Annotated in this window: 18 protein-coding genes and 1 riboswitch; of the genes, 3 read left to right on the plus strand and 15 right to left on the minus strand. The window is 67.4% G+C overall.

All coding sequences use genetic code 11. The annotated features are described in order from the left end of the window. Nucleotides 1–102 precede the first annotated feature (102 nt). The 3 genes from AWC08_RS33910 to AWC08_RS33920 form a co-directional block, all read right to left on the minus strand. Nucleotides 103–1,596: an FAD-binding protein gene (locus AWC08_RS33910; RefSeq protein ID WP_085088799.1), complete on the minus strand. Its 1,494-nt coding sequence runs from the start codon at nt 1,594–1,596 to the stop codon at nt 103–105. Then, entirely contained in the window at nt 1,593–2,093 is a 501-nt protein-coding gene (locus AWC08_RS33915) for a VOC family protein (RefSeq protein WP_069433935.1), read from the minus strand. The genes AWC08_RS33910 and AWC08_RS33915 overlap by 4 nt, the downstream gene beginning before the upstream one ends. Nucleotides 2,094–2,193: 100 nt before the next feature. Further along, nucleotides 2,194–2,883: a TetR/AcrR family transcriptional regulator gene (locus tag AWC08_RS33920; RefSeq protein WP_065132829.1), complete on the minus strand. Its 690-nt coding sequence runs from the start codon at nt 2,881–2,883 to the stop codon at nt 2,194–2,196. Between the two features lie 113 nt (nt 2,884–2,996). On the opposite strand from AWC08_RS33920, the gene AWC08_RS33925 reads away from it, so the two are divergent. Further along, complete coding sequence (locus tag AWC08_RS33925) at nt 2,997–3,437, plus strand: nitroreductase family deazaflavin-dependent oxidoreductase (protein ID WP_069433936.1); 441 nt, start codon at nt 2,997–2,999, stop codon at nt 3,435–3,437. On the opposite strand, the gene AWC08_RS39320 is transcribed toward AWC08_RS33925, so the two are convergent. The 3 genes from AWC08_RS39320 to AWC08_RS33940 all read right to left on the minus strand — a co-directional run bounded on the left by AWC08_RS39320 (nt 3,434) and on the right by AWC08_RS33940 (nt 8,578). Beyond that, nucleotides 3,434–6,322, minus strand: coding sequence for a PE family protein (locus AWC08_RS39320; RefSeq protein WP_069433937.1), 2,889 nt, complete (start codon nt 6,320–6,322; stop codon nt 3,434–3,436). The two genes, AWC08_RS33925 and AWC08_RS39320, sit on opposite strands and share 4 nt — an antisense overlap. Before the next feature lie 539 nt (nt 6,323–6,861). Continuing rightward, complete coding sequence (locus AWC08_RS33935) at nt 6,862–7,524, minus strand: Rv1815 family serine proteinase (RefSeq protein ID WP_065136340.1); 663 nt, start codon at nt 7,522–7,524, stop codon at nt 6,862–6,864. 100 nt (nt 7,525–7,624) lie between these two features. After that, on the minus strand, nt 7,625–8,578 hold the full coding sequence (locus tag AWC08_RS33940; RefSeq protein WP_065136354.1) for a sterol desaturase family protein: 954 nt from the start codon (nt 8,576–8,578) through the stop codon (nt 7,625–7,627). A gap of 60 nt (nt 8,579–8,638) precedes the next feature. Between AWC08_RS33940 and AWC08_RS33945 the strand changes: the two genes are divergently transcribed. Together AWC08_RS33945 and AWC08_RS33950 are read left to right on the plus strand one after the other, a co-directional pair. After that, entirely contained in the window at nt 8,639–9,571 is a 933-nt protein-coding gene (locus tag AWC08_RS33945; RefSeq protein WP_142283969.1) for an alpha/beta hydrolase fold domain-containing protein, read from the plus strand. Next, entirely contained in the window at nt 9,559–10,734 is a 1,176-nt protein-coding gene (locus AWC08_RS33950) for an NAD(P)/FAD-dependent oxidoreductase (RefSeq protein WP_232007905.1), read from the plus strand. The genes AWC08_RS33945 and AWC08_RS33950 overlap by 13 nt, the downstream gene beginning before the upstream one ends. Here the strand turns inward: AWC08_RS33950 and AWC08_RS33955 are convergent, their stop codons facing one another. The 9 genes from AWC08_RS33955 to AWC08_RS34000 all read right to left on the minus strand — a co-directional run bounded on the left by AWC08_RS33955 (nt 10,735) and on the right by AWC08_RS34000 (nt 21,616). After that, the gene (locus AWC08_RS33955) at nt 10,735–11,460 is read right to left on the minus strand and encodes an MgtC/SapB family protein (protein ID WP_065136341.1); all 726 of its coding nucleotides are present in this window, start codon (nt 11,458–11,460) and stop codon (nt 10,735–10,737) included. Between the two features lie 84 nt (nt 11,461–11,544). Then, the gene (locus AWC08_RS33960; protein WP_069433938.1) at nt 11,545–11,874 is read right to left on the minus strand and encodes a DUF732 domain-containing protein; all 330 of its coding nucleotides are present in this window, start codon (nt 11,872–11,874) and stop codon (nt 11,545–11,547) included. Further along, the gene (locus AWC08_RS33965; RefSeq protein ID WP_069433939.1) at nt 11,871–13,289 is read right to left on the minus strand and encodes a PPE family protein; all 1,419 of its coding nucleotides are present in this window, start codon (nt 13,287–13,289) and stop codon (nt 11,871–11,873) included. Before AWC08_RS33965 ends, AWC08_RS33960 begins: the two co-directional genes overlap by 4 nt. 32 nt (nt 13,290–13,321) lie before the next feature. Next, on the minus strand, nt 13,322–14,566 hold the full coding sequence (locus AWC08_RS33970) for a PPE family protein (protein WP_069433940.1): 1,245 nt from the start codon (nt 14,564–14,566) through the stop codon (nt 13,322–13,324). 185 nt (nt 14,567–14,751) lie between these two features. Beyond that, complete coding sequence (locus tag AWC08_RS33975) at nt 14,752–15,075, minus strand: DUF732 domain-containing protein (RefSeq protein WP_069433941.1); 324 nt, start codon at nt 15,073–15,075, stop codon at nt 14,752–14,754. 46 nt (nt 15,076–15,121) lie between these two features. After that, on the minus strand, nt 15,122–16,525 hold the full coding sequence (locus AWC08_RS33980; RefSeq protein WP_069433942.1) for a PPE family protein: 1,404 nt from the start codon (nt 16,523–16,525) through the stop codon (nt 15,122–15,124). Nucleotides 16,526–16,603: 78 nt separating this feature from the next. Beyond that, nucleotides 16,604–17,902 carry a PPE family protein gene (locus AWC08_RS33985; protein WP_085088802.1) on the minus strand — a complete coding sequence of 433 codons (1,299 nt, stop codon included), beginning with the start codon at nt 17,900–17,902 and terminating at the stop codon, nt 16,604–16,606. Between the two features lie 690 nt (nt 17,903–18,592). After that, nucleotides 18,593–19,792, minus strand: coding sequence for a PPE family protein (locus AWC08_RS33990; RefSeq protein ID WP_069434382.1), 1,200 nt, complete (start codon nt 19,790–19,792; stop codon nt 18,593–18,595). A 365-nt stretch (nt 19,793–20,157) separates the two neighbouring features. Further along, nucleotides 20,158–20,329: riboswitch (M-box (ykoK) riboswitch) on the minus strand. Between the two features lie 126 nt (nt 20,330–20,455). After that, complete coding sequence (locus AWC08_RS34000; RefSeq protein WP_372513475.1) at nt 20,456–21,616, minus strand: PPE family protein; 1,161 nt, start codon at nt 21,614–21,616, stop codon at nt 20,456–20,458. Nucleotides 21,617–21,674 lie beyond the last annotated feature (58 nt).

Below are 21,674 nucleotides of genomic sequence, written 5' to 3' on the forward strand. Positions count from 1 at the left end.
CGGCCCGAATCACGACCGTGGCGGCAACCTGGCCGACACTCGCGCCTACCCGCCCCCGGCCCTGCGGGCCGCGTGCGCTCCGGCGCTGTGCCTGACTCGCGCCTACCCGCCCCCGGCCCTGCGGGCCGCGTGCGCTCCGGCGCTGTGCCTGAAGAAGGAGCCCTCGCCCAGCTGCGTTCCGCTCGCATACCCCTTGCCGTCCTGGGCGATATTGGAGGCACAGGCTCCGGCCGCATAGAGCCCGGGCACGACGCTGCCGTCCGCGCGCTGGACCTCTCCGTCGACGGTGACCGTCAACCCGCCCATGGTGAATCCGGAGTACATCGCCCGCCCGAGCGACAGATCGAACACCGCCCATGGGCTCTTATCCTGCGCCGCAACGTATTCGGGCTGCTTGTGAAAATCCGGGTCCGCACCCTTGAGTGCGAATTCGTTGTAGCGCTGCAGTGTCTGCGCGAGGTTGCCGGCCGGAATGCCGAGCGCGGTCTCCATCTCGGCGATCGTCTCGTAGCCGTCCAGGAACTTGATCAATGGCATCTCGGGCATCTTCATGTGCGCTTCGTCGACGATAAGATACGCGGTCTGCTCCGGCTGTTCCAGTACGAACGCCGAAGTGCGCGAATGGTAGGAGTCTTCGGCGACGAACCGCTTGCCCTCTTTGTTGACGATGAGACCCGTCAGCAGAATCTCCGGCGGGTAGGCGGCCGCGGTGATGAACAACTCATCCATGTTCTTGGTGGCGCCGCCCGCCGACATGCCTAATCGGATGCCGAGTCCGTCATCGTGGGGGTTGCCCAGGATGTAGGGCGCGACCAGGCCATGATGCTTGGTGCGCCGCGGCTGCCCCAGCGCCGGTGTGTGCTCGGCGACCATCTCGGGGTTCATCGCGAAACCGCCGGCCGCGATGACGACGGACTTGGCCCGGACGGCCCCGGTGTCGGAGAAGCGCTTCCAGGCCGCACCGACAACCACGCCATCGTTGTCGACGATGAGCTGGGTGACTCCGGTCTCGTACTGGACCTGCACGCCGAGTTCGTCGGCGCGCTTGACCAGGAGGTCGATCACCATCGCGGCCCCGCCCAGTTCCCCAGGGACCGGCACGGAGTGCCCACGCGGCGCCGGCTTGGCCTGCTCGCAGTACGGCCAGACTTTCTCGTTGCCCGTATAACTCAGGCCCTCGGTGCCCGGCGGCACCACCACCTTGCCGGGGTAGAAACTGCGCTCGAACTGAAAGCCAAGGGCCTCAAGCCAATTGAAGTGCTCGACACTGTCGTCACAGTAAACGCGGATCTTGTCGAGCTCGGGTTCGCGGGACACCGCGACCAGGTACTTGAACATCTCCTCGGGCGAGTCGGAGTGACCGGTCGCTTCCTGGACGGCGGTGCCCCCACCCAGGTAAAAGTGTCCTCCGGCCATGGAGGTGGTGCCCCCGGCGGCGGCGGCCCGTTCCAGCACCAGAACGCGGGCTCCCGCATCGGCGGCGCTGACCGCGGCACAGCCCCCGGCGATGCCGAAGCCGATCACCAGAACGTCGACCTCGTCGGACCAGGACTCGACCGTGTCCGCATTGACCGTGGTGGGGATGTCGGTGCTCACCGCTGCTCCTGTTTGATGTAGTCGTAGAACGCTTTGATCTCGGGCGAGAGGTATGCGATCTCCACGAACGGGACACCCGCCTGTGGCGCGCTGACGTACGCGAAATGGATGCCGCCGGGCATCACGCCCTGCTGCACGACATCGGCGTTGTGATGGGCCGCGTCGCCCAGCGCGGCGTCGAACGCCTTCAGTGATTCGGCCTCCATGCAGATGTGGTGCAGACCCGGCCCGTGATCACGCAGAAACTCACTATAGATATTCTCCCCGCGGACCGGCGCGATCAGCTCCAGCTGCATGTCCCCGAGATAGCTCAACGAAATGCCGGCGACGAAGTCGGCGGGCTCGCCGCGCAGCCGGCAAGTGTCCGGGCCGAAGTGCACATCGGGTATCCGCACCCACTTACGAGCACCTAAAAGCCCGGTGAGAGCCGTTTCGGTGGCCTCCAGGTCCGGCGTCACCCAGGCGATCTGGATCGGTGACGCGCCAAGAAAGTTCATCGCTTCGCAGACTATCGCAGCGCGCGGTCCGCAGAAAGAACCGGGAAAGACTTTGCCGCCGCGGCCCTCGGCCGGCCCGCAGCGACCCGCTGAACGTGTTCTAATTCGCCTGGCCGAACAGGCCGATCAGGAGCCGCACCTGGGTGTCGAACACGCTCTTGGGGTCGGTCACGGTGTCGGCGCCGTACTGCCCGAAGACTTCCATGCTGATCGCGCCCAGCACCCCGGCCCACAACAGAAAGCATCGGGCCATCACGCGGTCATCGCCCGGGAACCCGAACTCGTGGCGGATTCGCTCGAAGTCCGACGACATTGGTTGTGGCGCAGCATCACTGGTCAGCATGATGTCCCCCGTGGTGATCCCTGCGGCGATAGCGTCGAACAGGTCCGCCACCACGCGGGTGCCGACTCCGACCGTGCGCTCCGGCGGAGCGTGGTACCCGGGTACCGGGCTGCCGTAGAGCAACGCCCACCGCGCCGGGTGCGCGACCGCCCAGTCACGCACCGCGTGCGTGATGGCCAGGACGTCGTCACTCCAGGAGTCGCTCTGGGTGCTATCGCGCGCCTGGCGCACGGCCTCGGCCAGGTCGGAGTAGGCATCGACGAGCAGCAGGGTCAGCAACTCGTCCCGGTTGGCGACATAGCGATAAACGGCTGAGGAAACCATGCCCAGCTCGCGGGCGATGGCGCGCAAGGACAACCCGGCCGCGCCGTGCTCGAGCAGATGCCGCCGCCCGAGTTCGACAATCTGGGCCTCAATCTGCTCCCGCGAATCCTGGCGCTTACCCACGGGGGCAAGTCTGACACGACAGAGATCACCGCTCTTGCTTATCGGTCACGGTTGTGACACGGTAACTCAGAAATGAGAGCGGTGCTCTCAATTAGGTCTTCGGGAGGTCGGCAATGCCCACGCAGTATCAAGAACCGAATACGGCAGCCCGCGCCGCCAACGCAGTCATCCGCTGGCTTGCGGAATCGGGCATCAGCATCGCCGGCACCAGGGCGCTGCGGGTGCGGGGACGCAAGACCGGTCAATTACGCAGCGTGGTGGTCAACCTGCTGACCGTCGACGGCGCCGAGTATCTTGTCTCACCGCGCGGCAACACGCAGTGGGCGCGCAACGTGAGCGCCGCCGGCGTCGTCAAGACGGGCCCGCGCTGGCGGCGGCGACGTGCCACCGTCTCCGAGGTGGCCGACGAGGACAAGTCCGAGATTCTCAGACGCTATCTGGCCAGGTGGTACTGGCAGGTCGAGGACTACGTCGGCGCCGTGACGGCGGAGTCGAGCGACGACGAGTTACGCGCCGCCGGAGCCCGGATTCCGGTATTCGCTCTCGCGCGTTAAGGCGTGCCGTCCGAGCCGGGTGTGCCGGGCGTGCCGCCGGGTCCCGCTTGTCCCCCGGTGCCGCCCGATCCGCCGTTGGCTTGTCCGAAGCCGGTGGCGTTACCGCCGTCACCACCGTTGCCGCCGTTGCTGCCCGGCTGCAGGCCGTCGCCGCCGTTGCCGCCGTTGCCGCCTTGGGTGGTCGCCGTGGAGGGGCTCTGCCAGCTAACGGCGTCTCCACCGCGACCGCCAGCGCCACCGCCCGCTGCCCCGTCGCCGCCGTCGCCGCCCGCGCCGCCGGTCGCTATGGCGGCCGAAGAGGCGTTGGAGATCGCCGCGAAGCCGCCCTCGCCGCCCGCACCGCCGGTACCGGAGGGCCCGCCGTCGGTCCCGGCCGCACCCTTGCCCCCTATGGCGTTTCCCGTTCCGTCGTTAAAAGCGCTACCGCCGGCGCCGCCGTCGCCGCCGCCGGCGGCGCCGGTTCCGCCGAGCGCTCCGTCGGCACCGATGGCATTGCCACTTCCCTCAGTGCCTGCGTAGCCGCCCTGGCCACCAGCGCCGCCGCGACCCTCGACGGAATTGCCGCCCACTCCGCCGGCCGCTCCCCTCACGTCAGCCGTCGAGGCGCTGTTTCCCAGATAATTGCCACCGCCCCGCCCACCGTTCCCGCCGTTGCCAGTGGTGCCTGCGCCGCCCGCTCCGCCTTCTGATGCCGTGGTGGCGCCAAGCCCCCGGTTGTCCGCGTAACCCCCGTCTCCGCCGTTGCCACCGGTGGTTCCGGCGCCACCGTTACCGGCTTTGCCCGCAGTGGCCCGGGCCGTAGACGCGGAGTTGTCGATGTAAGCACCGCCGCCCTCTCCGCCTCTGCCGCCGATGCCGGTAGCGCCTCCGCTCGCGCCGTCCGCCCCTGCGCCGCCGGTGGCATTCCCCATGCCGTTTGTCTCGCCGTAACCACCCCAGCCGCCGTCGCCGCCGCCCGCACCGCCGCTTCCGCCTGCTCCACCGTCCGCGCCAACGGCGTCTACCGTCGAGGTAGCATTCGAAATCCATGCGCCCCCACCGCCCCCGCCGCGTCCGCCAAAGCCGGTGGTGCCATTTCCGCCCGCTCCGCCGGCAGTCGCGACCACGTGGCCGACACCGTCGTTGTCCGCGTAACCCCCGTACCCGCCGTCGCCGCCGTCGATACCGTCCCCGCCCGCCCCCGCGGCGCCGGCGACGGCGTCCGCCGTCGACGTTGTGTTTCGGATGGTCGCGTATCCGCCGTCACCCCCATTTCCGCCGCGACCGCTGTTGCCGCCGTCGGCGCCGTCCGCCCCTGCGCCGCCGAAGGCGTTGCCGGTGCCGTGATGGGTCGCGGTGCCGCCACTCCCACCGTTACCGCCGCCACCGGGCCCTGTTCCCGCACTGCCGCCGTGACCACCGATGGCTTCTCCGCTGCCGAAGTGTTCAGCCTCGCCGCCCCAGCCGCCCGTACCGCCGATGCCGCTGGTACCGATGCCCCCGGCCCCGCCGGTGCCACCCGTCGCGGTTCCGGTCCCGTAGCCCTTCGATATTCCGCCGCTGCCGCCGGAGCCACCGTCGATTCCGGTTCCGCCGGTTCCGCCGGTGCCGCCTACGCCCGAATGGCCTGCCAGCCCTCCGGTGCCCCCGGTGCCGGCGGCACCACCCAGACCCGCCTCGCCGCCCGTTCCGCCGTTGCCTCCGGAGCCCATGCCGGTGCCGGTGCCGCCTTTGCCGCCGGTGCCGCCCATTCCCCCGGAGCCGCCATTGCCGTTGATGCCGCCATTGCCGGCTCCGCCGACACCCCCGGCGCCGCCGACCCCTCCTTGGGAGCCCCCGCCGCCGGCGCCGTTCCACCCTGTGCCGGTTCCGCCTTCCATTCCGGTGCCACCGGTGCCCCCGGTCCCGCCGGTGCCTCCGGTGCCCGCGCTGCCGGCAACGGATCCGCTGCCGCCCAGCCCGGCCGCTCCGCCGGCACCGCCCTGCCCTCCGGTGCCCGCACCCGCGCCGGTGTCGGCCGCGCCGATACCCCCCTGGCCGCCCATCCCGCCGGTGCCGCCAACACCACCGTGCCCGGTGCCGCCGCTGGATCCCGAGCCGCCTCCGAAGAGACCCGAGGCTCCGCCCGCTCCGCCGGCGCCACCGGTACCGCCCACACCACCCTGGCCGCCGGCGTATCCCGCTCCACCGGCGCCGCTGTTAACTCCGGCAACACCGGCCAGCCCGTCGGCTCCCGCTCCGCCGGTGCCGCCGACGCCGCCGCCACCGCCGATACCACCGGCCCCTCCGCCACCCCAGAGCATTCCGCCGTTACCACCGGCACCGCCGGTGCCGCCGATACCACCGGTGCCGCCGATACCGCCGGCCGGTCCGGTAGTTCCGGTCACGCCGACACCTCCGGCGCCACCTCGGCCACCGTTGCCGAACAAACCTGCGTCTCCGCCCCGGCCGCCCGACTGGCCGGCCGCTCCCGACCCTCCGTTGCCGCCGTTCCCCCACAGGATCCCGCCTGCCCCACCGTTGGCCCCCGTGCCTGCCGCACCGTCGGTGCCGTTGCCGATCAGCGGGCGACCCAGCAAGGCTTGGGTGGGGGCGTTGATCACGCCCATGAGCAGCTGCTCCACACTGGCCGTCTCAGCGGAGGCATACGCGTCAGCGCTTCCGGCCAGGCTGCGCAGGAATTGGTCGTGAAACGCCGCGGCCTGGCTGCTGAGGACCTGGTAGCGCTGGCCGTGAGTGGCGAATAGTGCCGCGATCGCGGCCGACACTTCATCCTCCGCCGCGGCAAGGACTCCGGTAGTGGCTCCGGCGGCCATGTGATTGGCGGCGCTGACCGCCGAACCGATCCCGGCGATGTCGTTGGCTGCGGCGGTCATCAGTGCTGGAAAAGCGATCACTTGGGACATGGACAGGCCCTGACTTTCTGTTTCGGAATTGCGGGGAGTTGCCGAATGATTTCCTGGGCATATCCGGGGAGAATTGCTAGCCGGAGGGGTGCTGATTTCGGGGTCCCGATCCCCGAACCGTCTCGATCTGGGAGGGGTCATACGACCGCCAGGGCCGTACCCCCCAGATTTTGCTCATCGAGTGTTTGTCACCGATTTCCGCTCCTGAATAACCCAGATTCGGATCGTAGCTTCACGTGGCGGTGGTGTTCGCATTTTGCGAAATTTCAGCCGTCGCAGGATTTGACTATGGGCTCCACCGGAAATCCGTATCCGAGCCCGTCTTGGGGTGACTGGCAAACAGCATTTCAGTGCATGCAACACGAATTATGTTGCACTGCAGTGTAGTTGACGGTGTCTCAGCTTCTCATGGGCGATCAGCAAAGCCTGCTGTTGGAGTGTTGTATGACTGTGACGTCAACTTTATCGGTATATGGCTCTGGCGGGAGCCATGATCCGAAGTTGCGAATTGGAATCCGGCTCTAATTAGTCGGGTCGATTTACGGATTGAAGCCCGTGTCCTCGCGCACCTGCTGGGTGACCGACGCCCACGAGACCGCCGCCGGCAGTGTTCCCCACACGCTGTTGAAGATTCCGACGATCTGGCCGGATCCGTCCCCCGCGAGGTAGATCGGCCCTCCCGAGTCGCCCTGCTGCGTCTGCACGCCGTTGGTCATCGTGAACCAACCGTTGTTGACGCTCTCCACCGTCCCGCACGTCTCGCCGGTGATGATGCCGAAATGACAGACCGCCTGTCCGGGGCTCACCGTACCCGGCCCGGACCGCAATTGGCGACCACCCGGCAAGGCATTGCTCACCGTCACGTTGTCGGCCAGGGCGATCGCCTCGTAGTCGGCGATCACCTGGTCGGTGGCCACCGTCGACCCCGTCGGCGTGTTGTCGCGGAAGGTCGTCATGTGTCCGATGACGTTGTTGGCATGGTCGGTCACCGCACCGCCCCCACGGCAGTGCCCGGCCGTATACGCCGTGTGCATGCGGACGTCGACAAATCCCAGCGTGCAGACCCGGTTGTCCTGATGAATCTCCATGCCCGGGTAGACCACGATGGGATCCGCGCTGGCGGATACCGGCGCGAGCGCCGACACCGACGCCACGAGCATCAGGGACGCTGTTACTGAACGCAACACCGTGCGGCGCACCATCGGACTCCGATCCCTCTCGGGCCGACACAGCGCCGACCTCCCCTATCGAGGTTACGGATTCATAACCCCGTAGAGGATTTCGCGCCGCGTGACCGCTTCGTTACCGAGACGCGGCCAGCGGCTCGCTTCCTTCGGTTTTGACGGCGTTACGGGGCGTCCAGCCGGGCGGCCCGAACACGTAACCGAACCGGTCGCGCAGTCGGGTCGCCGACCGTACATCGCGGGCGATGGCCACATACTCGTGCGTCTGTAATTTCCAGATGTTGAACGTGTCGACCTGCTTGGTCAGGCCGTAGTGCGGCCGGAACAGCTCCTTCTGGAAGCTGCCGAACATGCGGTCGAAGACGATGAAGATGCCGCCGTAGTTCTTGTCCAGATACACCGGGTCCATGCCGTGGTGCACCCGGTGGTGCGAGGGGGTGTTGAAGACGAACTCGAACCAGCGCGGCAGCTTGTCGATGCGCTCGGTGTGCACCCAGAACTGGTAAATCAGGTTCAGCGACCAGCTGAAGAAGATCATCCACGGCGGAAGGCCCAGCAATGGCAGCGGCAACCACATCAGAATCTCGCCGCTGTTGTTCCACTTTTGGCGCAGCGCGGTGGCGAAGTTGAAGTATTGGCTTGAGTGATGCGCCTGATGGGTAGCCCAGATGAGCCGGATACGGTGGGCGACGCGGTGGTAGGCGTAGTACAGCAGGTCTACGCCCACGATCGCGACGACCCACGTGTACCACTTGGTCGCAGGGAGGTGCCACGGAGCCACGTAGGCATAGATTGCGGCATACCCGAACAGCGCCAACGTTTTCCAGGCGGCAGTCGTGGCCACCGACACCAGACCCATCGAAATGCTCGCCATGGAATCGCGGGTGAGGTAGGCACCCGAGGACGGCCTGTCCTTCGAAGGGTTCTGAGCAGCAGCGGCATCAAGCTTCTCCAGCTTGCGGGCCGCGGTCCACTCCAGGGTCAACAGCAAGAGGAAGAAGGGGATGGCAAACAGCACCGGATCCCGCAACTCCGGGGGTAGTCCCGAAAAGAAGCCCGTAATTGCACTCACAGGTGACAGATTACTGACAGCGCGGTCCGCGCGTGCCCGGTTATGCCAGGGTCGGCCCCGGTGAGAACTCTGCCGCGCCCAGTGCGCAAGCCGCACGTCACCCAGCGTCTGCTGCGCGCGTCCGGCGTTCGGAACCGGATGTTCCCGCCGGCAAAGCTGGCGAGCTGGGCAGCCAACCCCCGCCCGCCGTACTGCGGCCTGCCGTCGAAGCACGTCCTGAAGAAGATCGAGGTCGCTCGAGACGATCTCAACGGCCGTCCCGTCTATCAGGTCACTCCGCGTCAGGTCGAACCGCGAGAACACACCGGTCACCTGATCTATCTGCACGGTGGCGCCTACGTGTTGGATCTGCTGCCGCACTTCCACTGGCCGGCGATCGCGCGACTGGCCACCATGCTGCGGCGCACGATCACGGTGCCGATCTACCCGATCGCGCCCGAACACAACTACCGTCAGGTGTTTCCCTTCCTGCTTCAGCTCTACCGTCGCATTCTGCAGACTCGCGACCCCAATTCTGTTGCATTCATGGGAGATTCAGCCGGCGGCGGAATGGCCTTCGCGCTGTGCCACGCGGTGCGCGACGCTGGCCTGCCACAACCGACCGATGCCTTGCTGCTGTCTCCTTGGATGCATCTCGGGCTGCCCGACCCGGACGTGCCCAACGTCGCCAGGATCGACCCGTTCCTCAACCTCGACGATCTGCGGGCGGCCGGAATCCGCTACGCCGGCGGGGATCCACTCGACACTCCCCTGCTCAGCCCGAGCGTGGGGCCGCTGGACGGGTTGCCGCGTTTGACGGTCTTCACCGGAACCCATGATGTACTCAATCCCGACGCGCGCGCCTTCCGCAGGCGCGCGATTTCCGAGGGCCTTGATATCGGCTGGTACGAACTCGAGGGAGGCATGCACACGTGGATGCTCCTTCCCGGGCACAAGGCCAAGGTGACGCTGGGCCAGATCCGCGACGTGCTGTCGGTGCGATCCGGATCCTGATCATCGGTGCCGGATTCGCGGGGCTGTGGACTGCACTCGGCGCCGCGCGGCGACTCGACGAGCTAGCGGTCCCATTCGGCAAGGTCGACGTCACGGTCCTGAGCGCGCAGCCGTTTCATGACATCCGGGTGCGCAACTATGAGGACGACCTCAGCAGCTGCCGCATCCCACTCGCCGAGCTGCTCGACCCCGTCGGCGTCGGGCATGTCACCGCCGAGGTGACGCAGATCGACTCCGCCGCCCGCACCGTCACCACGTCGGCCAAGGAAACCTACGAATATGACCGGCTGGTGCTCGCGGCGGGCAGCCGGGTCAACAAGCCCGACCTGCCGGGGCTGCGTGAGTTCGGTTTCGACGTCGACACCTACGACGGCGCCGTGCGCCTGCGTCAACACCTGGAGGCGCTGGCCGGCGGGCCGGCGGCGAGCACCGCAGTCGTGGTCGGCGCCGGGTTGACCGGGATCGAAACGGCCTGCGAGCTGCCGCACCGGTTGCGCGAACTGGGCATGGCGCCCCGGGTGGTGCTGGTCGACCATAATCCTCTGGTCGGGTCCGACATGGGCGCATCGGCGCGACCGGTGATCGAGAAAGCCCTGTCGGACAACGGTGTTGACTGTCGTACCGGTGTGGGAGTCGCCGCCGTGGACCCCGCCGGCGTGACACTGAGTTCGGGTGAGCGGCTCGACACCGCGACGGTGGTGTGGTGTGCCGGGATGCGGGCCAACGCGCTGACCGAGCAGTTGCCGGTGTCCCGCGACAGGTTGGGGCGCGTCGCAGTCGATGACTACCTGAGGGTGATCGGGGTGCCGGCGATATTCGCCGCCGGCGATGTGGCCGCCGCCTACATGGACGACGAGCACGTGTCGGTCATGTCGTGTCAACACGGCCGCCCGATGGGACGGTACGCGGGCTACAACGTCGTCAGCGATCTGTTCGGCGAGCCTCTGCTGCCGCTCCGAATCCCCTGGTACGTAACGGTTTTAGATCTCGGGCCAGCCGGCGCGGTGTACACCGAGGGGTGGGAGCGCGTCGTGGTGGCCCAGGGCGAACAGGCCAAGAAGACCAAGCAGACCATCAACACCAAGCGGATCTATCCGCCCCGGACGGGCAACCGCGCGGATCTGCTCGCCGCGGCCGCGCCCGAGCTGCAGGCGCGGCCCTGATCAGTCCGACTGAGCCGTGGGCAGCATCGGACCGGTCTGTTCGCCCGCGTACCAATGCACCGCATAAATGCCGGGCTGTAGCGACAATTCGGCCACCAGCCGTTCCAGCTTCGCCGCCGAATGACCGCCCAGCAGGACGTGCGCGGTCAACGCGACATTCTCCTCGGCCCCTCCGGTGTGGATGCCGCGCAGGATGATGTCGTTGCTGCGGGTGTGCTGCACGATCTGGGCGCGCGCATACTTCGCTGACTTGGGCCGACACACCACTTGGACCTGGTAAGGCTCGAGTCCCTCGTCCTCGTCTCCGGAATTGTCGTGATCGATGAGCCGGCCCAGCGGTCGTCCCAGCACGTGAATGGCGACGACGGTGCCGGTGGCGATCAGGGCGAACACCAGGTGACCGGAAGCGGCCAGCACGCCCACGGCGGCCGAGCACCACAACGTGGCCGCCGTATTGAGCCCGCGGACGTTGGCGCCCTCGCGCAGGATGACACCGCCGCCCAGGAACCCGATGCCGGACACCACGTAGGAGGCGACCCGGGTGGGGCTGCTGTCCTCGGTGGCAGCGGCATAGAGCACGAACAACGTGGCGCCCGTCGCCACCAGTGCGTTGGTACGCAAACCCGCCATGCGGGCCCGCCACTGCCGCTCCAGTCCGATCAGGGCGCCGCAGCCCACGCCGACGGCCAGGCGGAGCGCGAAATCTGCGATGGTCAGGGTGTGCACCGCGCCACTCCTCTCTCGAACAGCTACGGCAGCCAATCAGAATCGGGTTAACACGAGGTGGCGGCCGGGCAAACCGGGCTTCCGCTAGAAGTAGCCGCCCTCCGATTGACCCAGGTGTTCGGGACAGTATGTGTTCGACGCGATGGCCGTAAACAGGGCCGCGCCGTCCAGGGTCAGCCCTGGATTCTGGTTCCGCACGTCGGTCAGCACCTGTAGGCCGGTCTCACCGTTGCGCATCAAGCCGCACACCGCTTGAGCCGACGTGACGGCCCGCGCGGCGTCGGGCACGGTGATACCGGCTTTGGCGAGAGCGTCGAGGAACGCTGCGTCGTCGCCGGGGGGGTCGCCGTGGGCGGGAGCGGCAAGGCCGAGTGTCACGACGGCGGCTGCCAGAACCGCCGGCACGAGCTTCATCCTCCACCCTTCCCCGCGTCGGGCAACATGATTTTGGGCTTGTCACCGTTGGAGACGTGCACGGCATGGATGCCGGGTTTCTTCGACAGCTTCTCGAGGAGACCGTCGAGGCCGGCTTTGTCGACGTTCCAATGTTGCACCGCATCCGGCTCCTGCTGCAGCTTGGCGATGACCTGGTCCAGCTTCACCGGTTCCACTGGGCCCTGGCCGCCGTTGGCGCGGGCCCGGGCACCGCTCCCGCTGTAGACCTGGGCACCGACGCTGCCCGCGGCGCCACCGGTCAGGCTGCCCAGGGCCGCCTGGTTGACGAGTTCGGCGGGAATCGCCGCGGCGGGCGCCGCCGCCATGCTGGTGGCCGGCAACGTGTTGGAGACCATCCGGATGGCGGGAGTGGCCGACGCCCAGGAGGGCGGCACCGACAGCTTCCCCACCACATTGGCCCCGCCCACACTTGCCGATGCCGCGCCGCCGGACGTCGCGCCGCTCAGGCTGGTAGCGGACGTCGGAGCCATCCCCAGGCCCGCCCCCAGCGCCGACTTCGGGATGTCTTCGAGCGGGGGTTTCCAGAACAGCTTGAATTCGGTCATGCCCAGGTTGGGAGCGCTCATGGAGTCGTTCGCGACCGTGCTGAACCGCCCTATGTCGGCGACGATTCCAAAGGTGTTCTCCCAGGTGGAGGCCGCCAGTGGGGTCCCGGTCAGGGCGTTGAGCAACTGGCCCATGGCTTGGATGTAGGCGGTGCCCCCACTGCCGAGAGCCTCGAAGACCTGCAGGACGATGTCGAAAGGGAAGATGGGCGCCGCTGTCGGCGCAGCCGTCGCGGCAGCGGTCCCGGCGGCCAGGGCGCCGGCTTGTCCGACCGCTGCTTGTTGGCCGGCGAGCCCGGCTGCATCGGTGACTTGTGGTGGTTCGGTGTAGGGCGTCAGTCTGGCGGCGGCCGCCGACGAACTGGCGTACCCGAACATCGCCGCCGCGTCCTGCGCCCACATCTCCCCGTACTGCGCCTCCAGCATGGCGATCGCACCGGTGTTCTGCCCGAAGATGTTGGTTGCCACCAGCAAGGCCAACTGGCTTCGATTCAGCGCAATCTGCGTGGGTGGCACAACCGCCGCGAAAGCCGCCTCGTAGGCGCTCACTGCCGCCTTCGCCTGATCTGCGGCCGCCTTGGCCTGCGCTGCGGTCGCTGACATCCACGCCACGTACGGTGCGGCGGCCGCCGCCATCGCGGTCGCCGACGGACCGGTCCACGACTCGTTCGCCAATCCATCGACGATCAGGCCGTATGCGGCTGCGGTGGACTGCAATTCGATCGCCAGGGTGTCCCATGCCGTGGCGGCCTCGATCATCGGGCCGGCGCCCGGGCCGGTATACATCAGGCCGGACGTTATCTCCGGTGGTCGCACCGCGAAACTCATGTCATCGGCCTCTCTGCTGCGGACGCCATCGGTCAGTCCGCCGGTATCACGATGATGGTCGCCGTCGCGGCGACCTCTTCGGCACCGGTCGCGCCCCCCGACGCCCCGGCAGTCCCGTTGCTGACGGTGCGCACAGTGGCGCTGCCCAGCGCGCGGCCGGCCAGGCTCGCCATGGCCATCTCCCCGAACACGCCGCCCTCGGCGGCCGCGGGAGCAGCCGCTAACGCGGCCGGGCTGGCTGCTGGCAGAACCGACGCCATCGTCCTCATCACCGGAGCCGCCGTCACCCAGCCTTGCGGCACCGACAACGATCCGACGAGCGTCGACTGCCCCATCGACCCCGCCACGCCGGCACCCGGAGCTACCGACGCCACGTAGCCCCCACGTAGCGGCGACAGGCCAGCAATGGGTTTGCCGCCGGTGCTCAGCAGTGAGGCGACCCCGGGGGCGTTCTGCGACAAGCCGAGGATCTGCAGCGCAAAAAGCCACCATCCGCCGAACAACACGAACCCGACGATGGGGCTGTAGGCACCGGTGATCGCGGCGAAGAAGGGCCGGATCCCCACGACGTACGGATTGATGGCTTCGATGATGGAGCCGATTGGCGTCGAAGCCGCCGGTGCGGCAGCCGCCGGCCCCACCGTCTGCAACGCGTTGGGCACCGCAGTCATCAGCTGCGACAGCCCGGACTGTACTTCGGAGGCGCCGACAGCCTCGGTGACCGCCGCGGTCTGTCGTCCCACACCCGAGGGGTCGGTGGTTTCCGGCGGCTCGGTGAACGGCGTCAGCGCGGTTGCGGTGGCCGAAGAGGCCGCGTAGCCATACATGGCGGCGGCGTCCTGGGCCCACATCTCGGCGTAAAGCGCTTCGGTCGCAGCGATGGCAGCGGTGTTCTGTCCGAGCAGGTTGGTCGCGATCAACGCCATCAGCAAACTGCGGTTGGCCTCGATCACGGGCGGCGGCACGGTCGCCGCGAACGCGGCCTCGTATGCGCCCGCCGCGAGCTTGGCCTGTGCTGCCGTCTGCTCGGCCCGGGTGCCCGTGTCGGTGAGCCACGCCACAAACGGCGCTGCCGCAGACAGCATCGAGACCGCCGCCGGGCCCTGCCATGACCCGACGGTCACACCCTGGATCGTCGAACTGTAGGACGCCGCGGTGCTGTGCAACTCAGCGGCCAGAGCATCCCATGCCGCTGCAGCCGCCAGCATCGGTCCAGATCCCGCCCCCGTATACATGCGTCCCGAGTTGATTTCCGGCGGCAACGCCCCGAAGTCCATCTATTCCCTCCGGTCCCCATTGTGGGCGCCATGGTAATCGCCGGGGTGCCGTTCCGCCCGCAGGTCCGGCGGATCTCATACGAAGTCCACTAGATGCCCCAATGACACTCCGCGCAATTCCACGTATTTGTGCGTGGGGGGACCGCCGTGGCTACCGGAGAAGGTAGAAAAGAGGAAGTAGTTCGTCAGCTCTTCGACAGGTGTTGCGGGCAGTAGAACTTCGACGAGATGACGGCGAACTCGGCCGCGGCGTCCAGGTTGAAAGCCGGGTTGCGGGTCTGCAAGTCGTGGACGAGCTCCAAGCCCGACTCGCCGTTGTTCAGGCAGGTGCACACCGCCTGAGCGGACCGAACGGCTTGCGCCGGCGAGTTGTAGCCGATGTCGGCGGTGTGCAGCGCCGCGAGGAATCCCGCGTCGTCCCCCGCGTTCGGCTCTGACGGGTCGGCGTGCGCCGGCGCGGCAAAGCCGATCGCGCTGGACAGTCCAATCATTGCGAGAAGCAGTCTCATCTCGTCACCTTTCTTGCCTTTCGAGGCGCCGTTTCGCGGTCGCCTATCAGCCCAATTGCGCATCGGAGGGAACTACTGCGGACTTATCGCCCTTTGACAGGTGCACCGCATGGATGCCGGGTTTTTTGGCCAGTTGCTCCAGCAGGCTGTCCAGACCTTCCTGATCGACCGTGTGGTGTTGCACGCTGTCCGGTCTTTCCGATATTTGGGCGACCATCCGCTTGAGCATTTCCGGCGATTTGAGGTCCTTGAGGTCCTTGACCGGTGTGAGGCTGCGCATACCGGTTCGTGCAGACGGCGCGGGCGCTCCAGCGCCCAGTGCCGCTCCGGTCATGCCCGCGAGCGACATCGAGCTGAGCAGCCCGCCCTGGCCGAGTTCGGCGGCCGGGACGGCCTCGGGTCCGGCCGCGGACAACGCCGCAGCGACTGTGCGGATGGCCGGGGTGTTCGCGGCCCAGCTCGGCGGAACCGTCAAAGCCCCGACCAGCGTGCCGCGTCCGAAGTTGGCGGAAGGCGCCGTCGTGGCGCCCGTCAACCAGCCGCGGCCCCAGTGCGGCGCGGCCAGCCCACCGCCGAGTGCGTCTTTCGGCAGCTCACTGAGCCCGGCCGCCGAGTGCGGTCCGAACTTGAGGAACTGCGATATCGGGAAGTTGATCAGCAGCCCGATGTTGTTGAACTGAGTGGTGAAGCCCAGCGGCACCTTGAGCGCCGAGTACAGCGTGGTGTACGTCGACGCCCCGGCAGGCCCGAACATGCCGTTCAGCAGACCGTTGATGGTGGCGGTGTAGTCGGTGCTCAGGTTCGCCAGGGTCTGCAGCAAGCCCGAGGTGGGGTCGCCGGTGGCCATGATGGACTGCGCGACGGTGCCGCCCGACGTGCCGGCCGACTGCGCGGCGGCGACGGCCTGATTGGCCAGTCCGCCCGCGTCGACGATCTGTGGGGGCTCGGTAAACGGTGTCACCTTGCTCGCGGCGGCCGACGAACCGGCGTAGTTGTCCATGGCGAGCGCGTCCTGCGCCCAGAACTCGCCGTACTGCGCCTCAGTGGCGGCGATAGCCGCGGTGTTCTGCCCGAACAGGTTGGTGGCCATCAGCGATGCCAGCTGCGCACGGTTGGCCGCGATCTCCTGCGGCGGCACATGTGCGGCGAACGCGGTTTCGTACGCGGCGGCCGCCGCCGCGGCCTGGTTCGCCGTCTGCGTGGCCTGCGCGGCGGTGGCGCTCACCCAGGTCACGTACGGCGCTGCCGCCGCGGCCATGGCCGTCGACGACGGACCGACCCACGGTCCGCTGGTCAGGCTGGAGATCACCCCCGTCATGGATGCCGCGGTGGCTTGCAGTTCAGCGGCGAGCCCGTTCCATGCCGCCGCGGCCGCCAACATGGGCCCCGCACCCGGACCGGTGTACATCCGGCCCGAATTGATCTCCGGCGGAAACGCTGCATAGAACATCCCGGTTACCCCCTGCCCCAATGGCACATCTGAATTACCTGTGCGGGAATATGATTCGCACCCACGGCGGTCACGAACTCACTCCTCCAGCGCCGGCAGGACGAAGATCATGGCCGCGGCGGGATCGGCTTCCGCTACCACGCCCCCCAGTGACGCGGCCGCCGCGCCGCCGCTTCCGGAGGTTGCCGTGGCGGCGGCCACGGCGCGTCCCGCCAGGCTGGACAGAGCCATCTGTCCGAAGACGCCGGACTCCCCGGTCAGCGTGGCCGCCGGGGCGGCAGTCAAGTTGGCGGCCAAGGTTGCGGCGACCGTCCTGATCGCCGGAGCGGCGGTGGTCCACCCCTGCGGCACCGACAAGCTCCCGACCAGGGCCGCCCGGCCCATCGCGCCTGAGGCCGCGCCGCCCGCGCCGGTCAGATGCGGCGGGATCGACTGCGCGATGGGTGCCAGCGCTCCGGTGCTCGGCTGTGGCGGCGCGAAGAAGGAAGCCAGGCCCTGGCCGTTCTGGGCATAGGCGTAAACCTGACCGAACGAAAGGAACGGACCGCCGGGTATCGAGGTCAGACCCTGCAGGGAGTACGGCCCGGTGAGCGTACCCATGATGGTGTTCCAGTTCGCGAGGTTCGTCGCCAGCGACGGCGGCACCGACACGGTGGCTATCTGCGGCACGGCCAGCCCCTGTAGCAGCGACGTGGATCCCGTCGTGGGCGCCGCACCGACGGTTGTCGCGAGGTTCTGCAGCGCGGTGGGCACTGAGGTGACCAGTTGTGACAACTGGGTCGCCACATCTGAGCCCGTCGATGCGCCGGTGGCCTGGGAGACCGCGGCCGCCTGCAGGGTGGGTCCCGACGCGTTGGTGGTTTGTGGCGGCTCGGTGAACGGAGTCAATTGTGTTGCAGCCGAGGATGTTCCGGCGTAGCCGTACATGGCGGCGGCGTCCTGGGCCCACATCTCCAAGTACTGGGCCTCCGTTGCGGCGATGGCCGGCGTGTTCTGGCCCAGAATGTTGGTGGCGATCAACGACAACAGCAGTGCCCGATTTGCCGCGACCACCGGCGGGGGAACCGTTGCCGCAAAAGCGGTTTCATAAGCTCCGACGGCTATCCTGGCCTGCGCCGCCGCCTGCTCGGCCCCGGTGGCGGTGGCGGAAATCCACGACACGTAAGGGGTGACCGCGGCCGCCATCGCGATCGCCGTGGGGCCTTGCCACGTTCCCGCGGTGAGATTATCGATCGTGGACGCGTACGACGCTGCGGTGGAATGCAATTCGGCTCCCAGCGCGTCCCAGGCCGCGGCTGCGGCCAGCATCGGACCCGGGCCGGGTCCGGTGTACATGCGACCAGAGTTGATCTCGGGTGGCAGGGCCCCGTAATCCATACGCGTTACCTCAAATCCCCTCGATGGCCGCCCGGGAGAATCACACCGGGCGATCATTGCGTCCCTGTTTCACCGGCTTGCACGCGTCATACGCTTTCCGTGCCAGCCCCCCTGTCGGATTAAGGCCATCGTCATTGGGGCGTATTTTCGTCGCGTTCCCGGTGTGTAATCGCCAGGTAAACAAGAACTCTCTTTTAATGATCCGTAGCTGTGAGATTGAACATCAGCTATATGCATGACAAGACGACGTAGCAGTTCACAAGGCTAACGGCAACGTTTCAGCAAAATTGTTTAGGAAGTGCACAACGCTTCTTACATTGACCACCATAAAATGACGCACAGCAACTCGGATAATCAACGAAATATGACCATCAGAATTCGCAACGTGCCATCCAAGTAACGCGAATATTTCGCGATCAAGTCGAGATTGTCATCCCGATCCGTTTAAGGCTGCAGCAAGTGTCGTCGGCCGGCCGCAGGGGATCGGCCAGCCTCACCCGTCGCCACGGTCCTCAATGCGGGGGGCGATGTCGCCGGCGCAGCGCTGGCCGTCATCAGTTGTTCTCCTAACGTGAGGAATAACCTTCGTAAGACGTTAGGGAATGGGAGCCAGGAACACCTGTGACGTGACTGCCGCTTTTCCTGCTGGTTTCCTGAAAGGGCAGCGCTAGCAGGTCAGTACGGCCATCGTCAGCCGGCGGCGGGCGGTCGCATGACCACCGTGGGGCGGAACCCGTACTGTGGGACGGCTCGGCCGTAGGGTTGTCCGGCGGTGTTCCCCAGGGGCACGCCGGGCATCCCGGGCGTGCCTGACGGCGGCGGGGCGATCATGGGGGTACCGCCCAACGCCGAGTGCAAGGGACTTGTCAACGGCGTGGCCGCGGTCCAGGCGGGCGGCACCGACAATTTGCCCACGATGCCGGAGTTGCCGACGGCAGCCAAGCCCTGCAGCCCGCCGGTCGACTCGAGCGAACCCGCCGCCGCCGAACCGAGCGCACTGGGTAGCACTTCTTGGGCAGCCCCGGCTACATTCGTCATCGCCGACGCGCCGAACAAGCTCGAAAGGGTTCCTACGGTGGCGCCCGGCGTCAGGGTGCCCGTCGAGGTGATCGTGTTCCAGAGATTGGCGTTGGGTCCCCACATGGTCATGAAGTCCTGCCAACTGGCGGGTCCGTTGCCGGTCAACAGAAAGGTCGCGATTTCTGAAAGTCCCGGGCTGCCATTGGATCCCGAGAGGCCCTGCAGCGCGTTGGGCACGGCGGAGATCAACTGCGACAGCGTGCCCTGCTGACTGGCCGCCGTGGCACTGCCGGCCTGGTTGACGGCAGCCGCCTGAGCGGCCAGTCCACTTGGATTGGTGATTTCGTCGGGCCCCACAAACGGGCTCAACTGGGTCGCGACCGCCGAGGAGCCGGCGTAGCCGTACATAGCGGCGGCGTCCTGCGCCCACATCTGGAAGTACTGCGCCTCCGTCGCCGCGATCGCGGGGGTGTTCTGGCCCAGGATGTTGGTGGCGACCAAAGCAGCCAGCTGTGCCCGGTTGGCCGCGATGAGCGCGGGTGGCACGGTTGCCGCAAACGCCGCTTCGAAGGCGCCCGCGGCGGCCTCGGCCTGCGCGGCGGTCTGCTCGGCCTGGGCGGCGGTGGCGCTCATCCAGGCCACTTGCGGGAAGGCCGCCGCTGCCATGGAGGCCGATGCGGGACCGACCCACTCCTCGCCGATCAACGCCGAGAGCACGGCGTCGTACGACAATGCGGCCGCCCGCAGCTCGGCGGCCAACCCGTTCCAGGCCGAGGCCGCAGCGAGCATCGGGCCGGAGCCGGGCCCGGTGTACATCCGTGCGGAGTTGATCTCGGGCGGCAACGCGGCAAAATCCAGGGCGGCAGTCATCGGTCGCCTCCTTGACTGACTATGGTGCTGATCGCGGTCATGCCGACCGCGCGGTGCCCGGCATAAATCGGAGATTCTTCCGAAGGAACTAAACCGATTCCAGGCAGCATTCATCGCAATTCGTGCGGAATTCTTCCGCGCAAACGAATTGCAGACCTGCGCGCACTATTGTGCGCAGGACAGTATCGGCCGAACCGACTCAGATTGCGAAAACAGCGCCCGGGCCGGATCGAAACGAAATGGTCTCCGGTCTCGGATACGGACTATCGTCGGGACTCACTCCGCTCTCACCTCCTCAGGGCCAGGGCACACGGGGGTGCCGGGTGCAGGCAACACAAGAGATGAGGCCAACGGAAACCGCTGCGCCAGCACCTCTCTCGACAGAGCTTTGGCACCACACGGCGTATCCGGCCAGAGCCGGAAGCCACTTGGGCCCAACCCTTAAGCCGGGAAGAGCTGTCCTGACCCTGGGCGTCTTTCGACGTTCGAGGTCAGTGGCCTGTGTCCGTGCAGACGCCTCACCTAGCGAGGTGCATGCAGGGCAATGGTGGCACTAGAAACGTTGAGAGTCAACTCACCGAGCTGAATTAGGCAGTTTCCGGACGAAATTCGGGCCGGCGAAAATTGTTGTTCGACGCGGTAATAATAATGCGGCGCCCGGGTTCACCCTGCGGCCACCGGTCGCGGCATGATCGTCAGCTTGGAACCGTACCGCGGTCCGTTGCCCCAACTGCGGGCGTACGCGGCAGGCGCCGGCATACCGGGCATGCCGGGGGTTGCGGCCCCGGCAGGCACCACTGTGGTGCTGGCCGAACCGGCGCCGGGCAGTGCGATCGCACTATGGCCGGCCACTTCGGTGGCCGCGGTCCAGCTGGGTGGAACTGAGAGCCGTCCGATCAGCGCCGCTTGATTGGCGCCGGCGCTCACGCTTGCAGATCCGGACTGTGCCTCCGTCAGGCCGGCCTCGACAGATGCGGCATCGGCGGCCGCGGGCGCGGCATCGGATGCCCCCTCGCCCACTGCCTCGACGTCGGCCATCGCGTCCGTCACGGCCGGGGAGAGCACCGCGGGCGACACATATTGCCCTCCAACGATCCCATTCACCAGGTTCGAGTTGAGAAAGATTCCATACGGGTTGCCGTCATTGCCGTCCAGAAAGTTCAGAATGTCGACGAGCAGACCATCCTGCGGCAGCACATCGAAGGGGGACGCGGCAGCCGGCGAGGCGAGCTGCTGCAGGCTCCCCGGCACGCCCGACATCAGTTGCGGCAGTTGCGTCTGCGCCAGTCTCGACTCGGTGGCCTGAGCCACGGCGGTGGCCTGGTGGACCGGTCCGGCCGGGTCGGCGGTCTGTTCGGGTTCGGAGAACGGCGTCAATGCGGTGGCCTCCGCGGAGCTCGCGGCATAGACGTACATGGCGGTAGCATCCTGAGCCCACATCTCGACATATTCCGCTTCGGTGGCAGCGATGGCAGGGGCGTTGATGCCCAGGAAATTGCTGGCCACCAAGAGCAGCAGCCGGGCCCGGTTCGCCGCGACCACTGCCGGGGGCACCGTCATCGCGAAAGCGGCCTCGAAGGCAGCCGCCGCAGCAGCGGCCTGACCGGCTGTCTGCTCGGCCTGCAAGCCCGTGACGTTCAGCCACATCACGTACGGCGCTGCCGCGGCGGCCATTGCCGCCGACGCCGGGCCGAGCCACCCGTCGGCGATCAGTGTCGCTATCACCGACTCGTAAGCCGTTGCTGTCAAACGCATTTCAGTGGCGATACCGTCCCAGGCCGTCATGGCGGCCAGCATCGGCGCCGAACCCGGACCGGTGTACATGCGCAGCGAGCTGATTTCAGGAGGGAGTGCTCCGTAATCCAATACCAGCACCTCCTTA

Source organism: Mycobacterium gordonae, from assembly GCF_002101675.1.
Classification (GTDB): Bacteria; Actinomycetota; Actinomycetes; order Mycobacteriales; family Mycobacteriaceae; genus Mycobacterium; species Mycobacterium gordonae.

What these genes read in the sequence shown, in the direction of transcription:
- AWC08_RS33915 (WP_069433935.1), bottom strand. Translation starts at nt 2,093, where the DNA reads ATGAACTTTCTTGGCGCGTCACCGATCCAGATCGCCTGGGTGACGCCG.
- AWC08_RS33925 (WP_069433936.1), top strand. Translation starts at nt 2,997, where the DNA reads ATGCCCACGCAGTATCAAGAACCGAATACGGCAGCCCGCGCCGCCAAC.
- AWC08_RS39320 (WP_069433937.1), bottom strand. Translation starts at nt 6,322, where the DNA reads ATGTCCCAAGTGATCGCTTTTCCAGCACTGATGACCGCCGCAGCCAAC.
- AWC08_RS33935 (WP_065136340.1), bottom strand. Translation starts at nt 7,524, where the DNA reads ATGGTGCGCCGCACGGTGTTGCGTTCAGTAACAGCGTCCCTGATGCTC.
- AWC08_RS33960 (WP_069433938.1), bottom strand. Translation starts at nt 11,874, where the DNA reads ATGAAGCTCGTGCCGGCGGTTCTGGCAGCCGCCGTCGTGACACTCGGC.
- AWC08_RS33965 (WP_069433939.1), bottom strand. Translation starts at nt 13,289, where the DNA reads ATGAGTTTCGCGGTGCGACCACCGGAGATAACGTCCGGCCTGATGTAT.
- AWC08_RS33970 (WP_069433940.1), bottom strand. Translation starts at nt 14,566, where the DNA reads ATGGACTTCGGGGCGTTGCCGCCGGAAATCAACTCGGGACGCATGTAT.
- AWC08_RS33975 (WP_069433941.1), bottom strand. Translation starts at nt 15,075, where the DNA reads ATGAGACTGCTTCTCGCAATGATTGGACTGTCCAGCGCGATCGGCTTT.
- AWC08_RS33980 (WP_069433942.1), bottom strand. Translation starts at nt 16,525, where the DNA reads ATGTTCTATGCAGCGTTTCCGCCGGAGATCAATTCGGGCCGGATGTAC.
- AWC08_RS33985 (WP_085088802.1), bottom strand. Translation starts at nt 17,902, where the DNA reads ATGGATTACGGGGCCCTGCCACCCGAGATCAACTCTGGTCGCATGTAC.
- AWC08_RS33990 (WP_069434382.1), bottom strand. Translation starts at nt 19,792, where the DNA reads ATGACTGCCGCCCTGGATTTTGCCGCGTTGCCGCCCGAGATCAACTCC.
- AWC08_RS34000 (WP_372513475.1), bottom strand. Translation starts at nt 21,616, where the DNA reads ATGTACACCGGTCCGGGTTCGGCGCCGATGCTGGCCGCCATGACGGCC.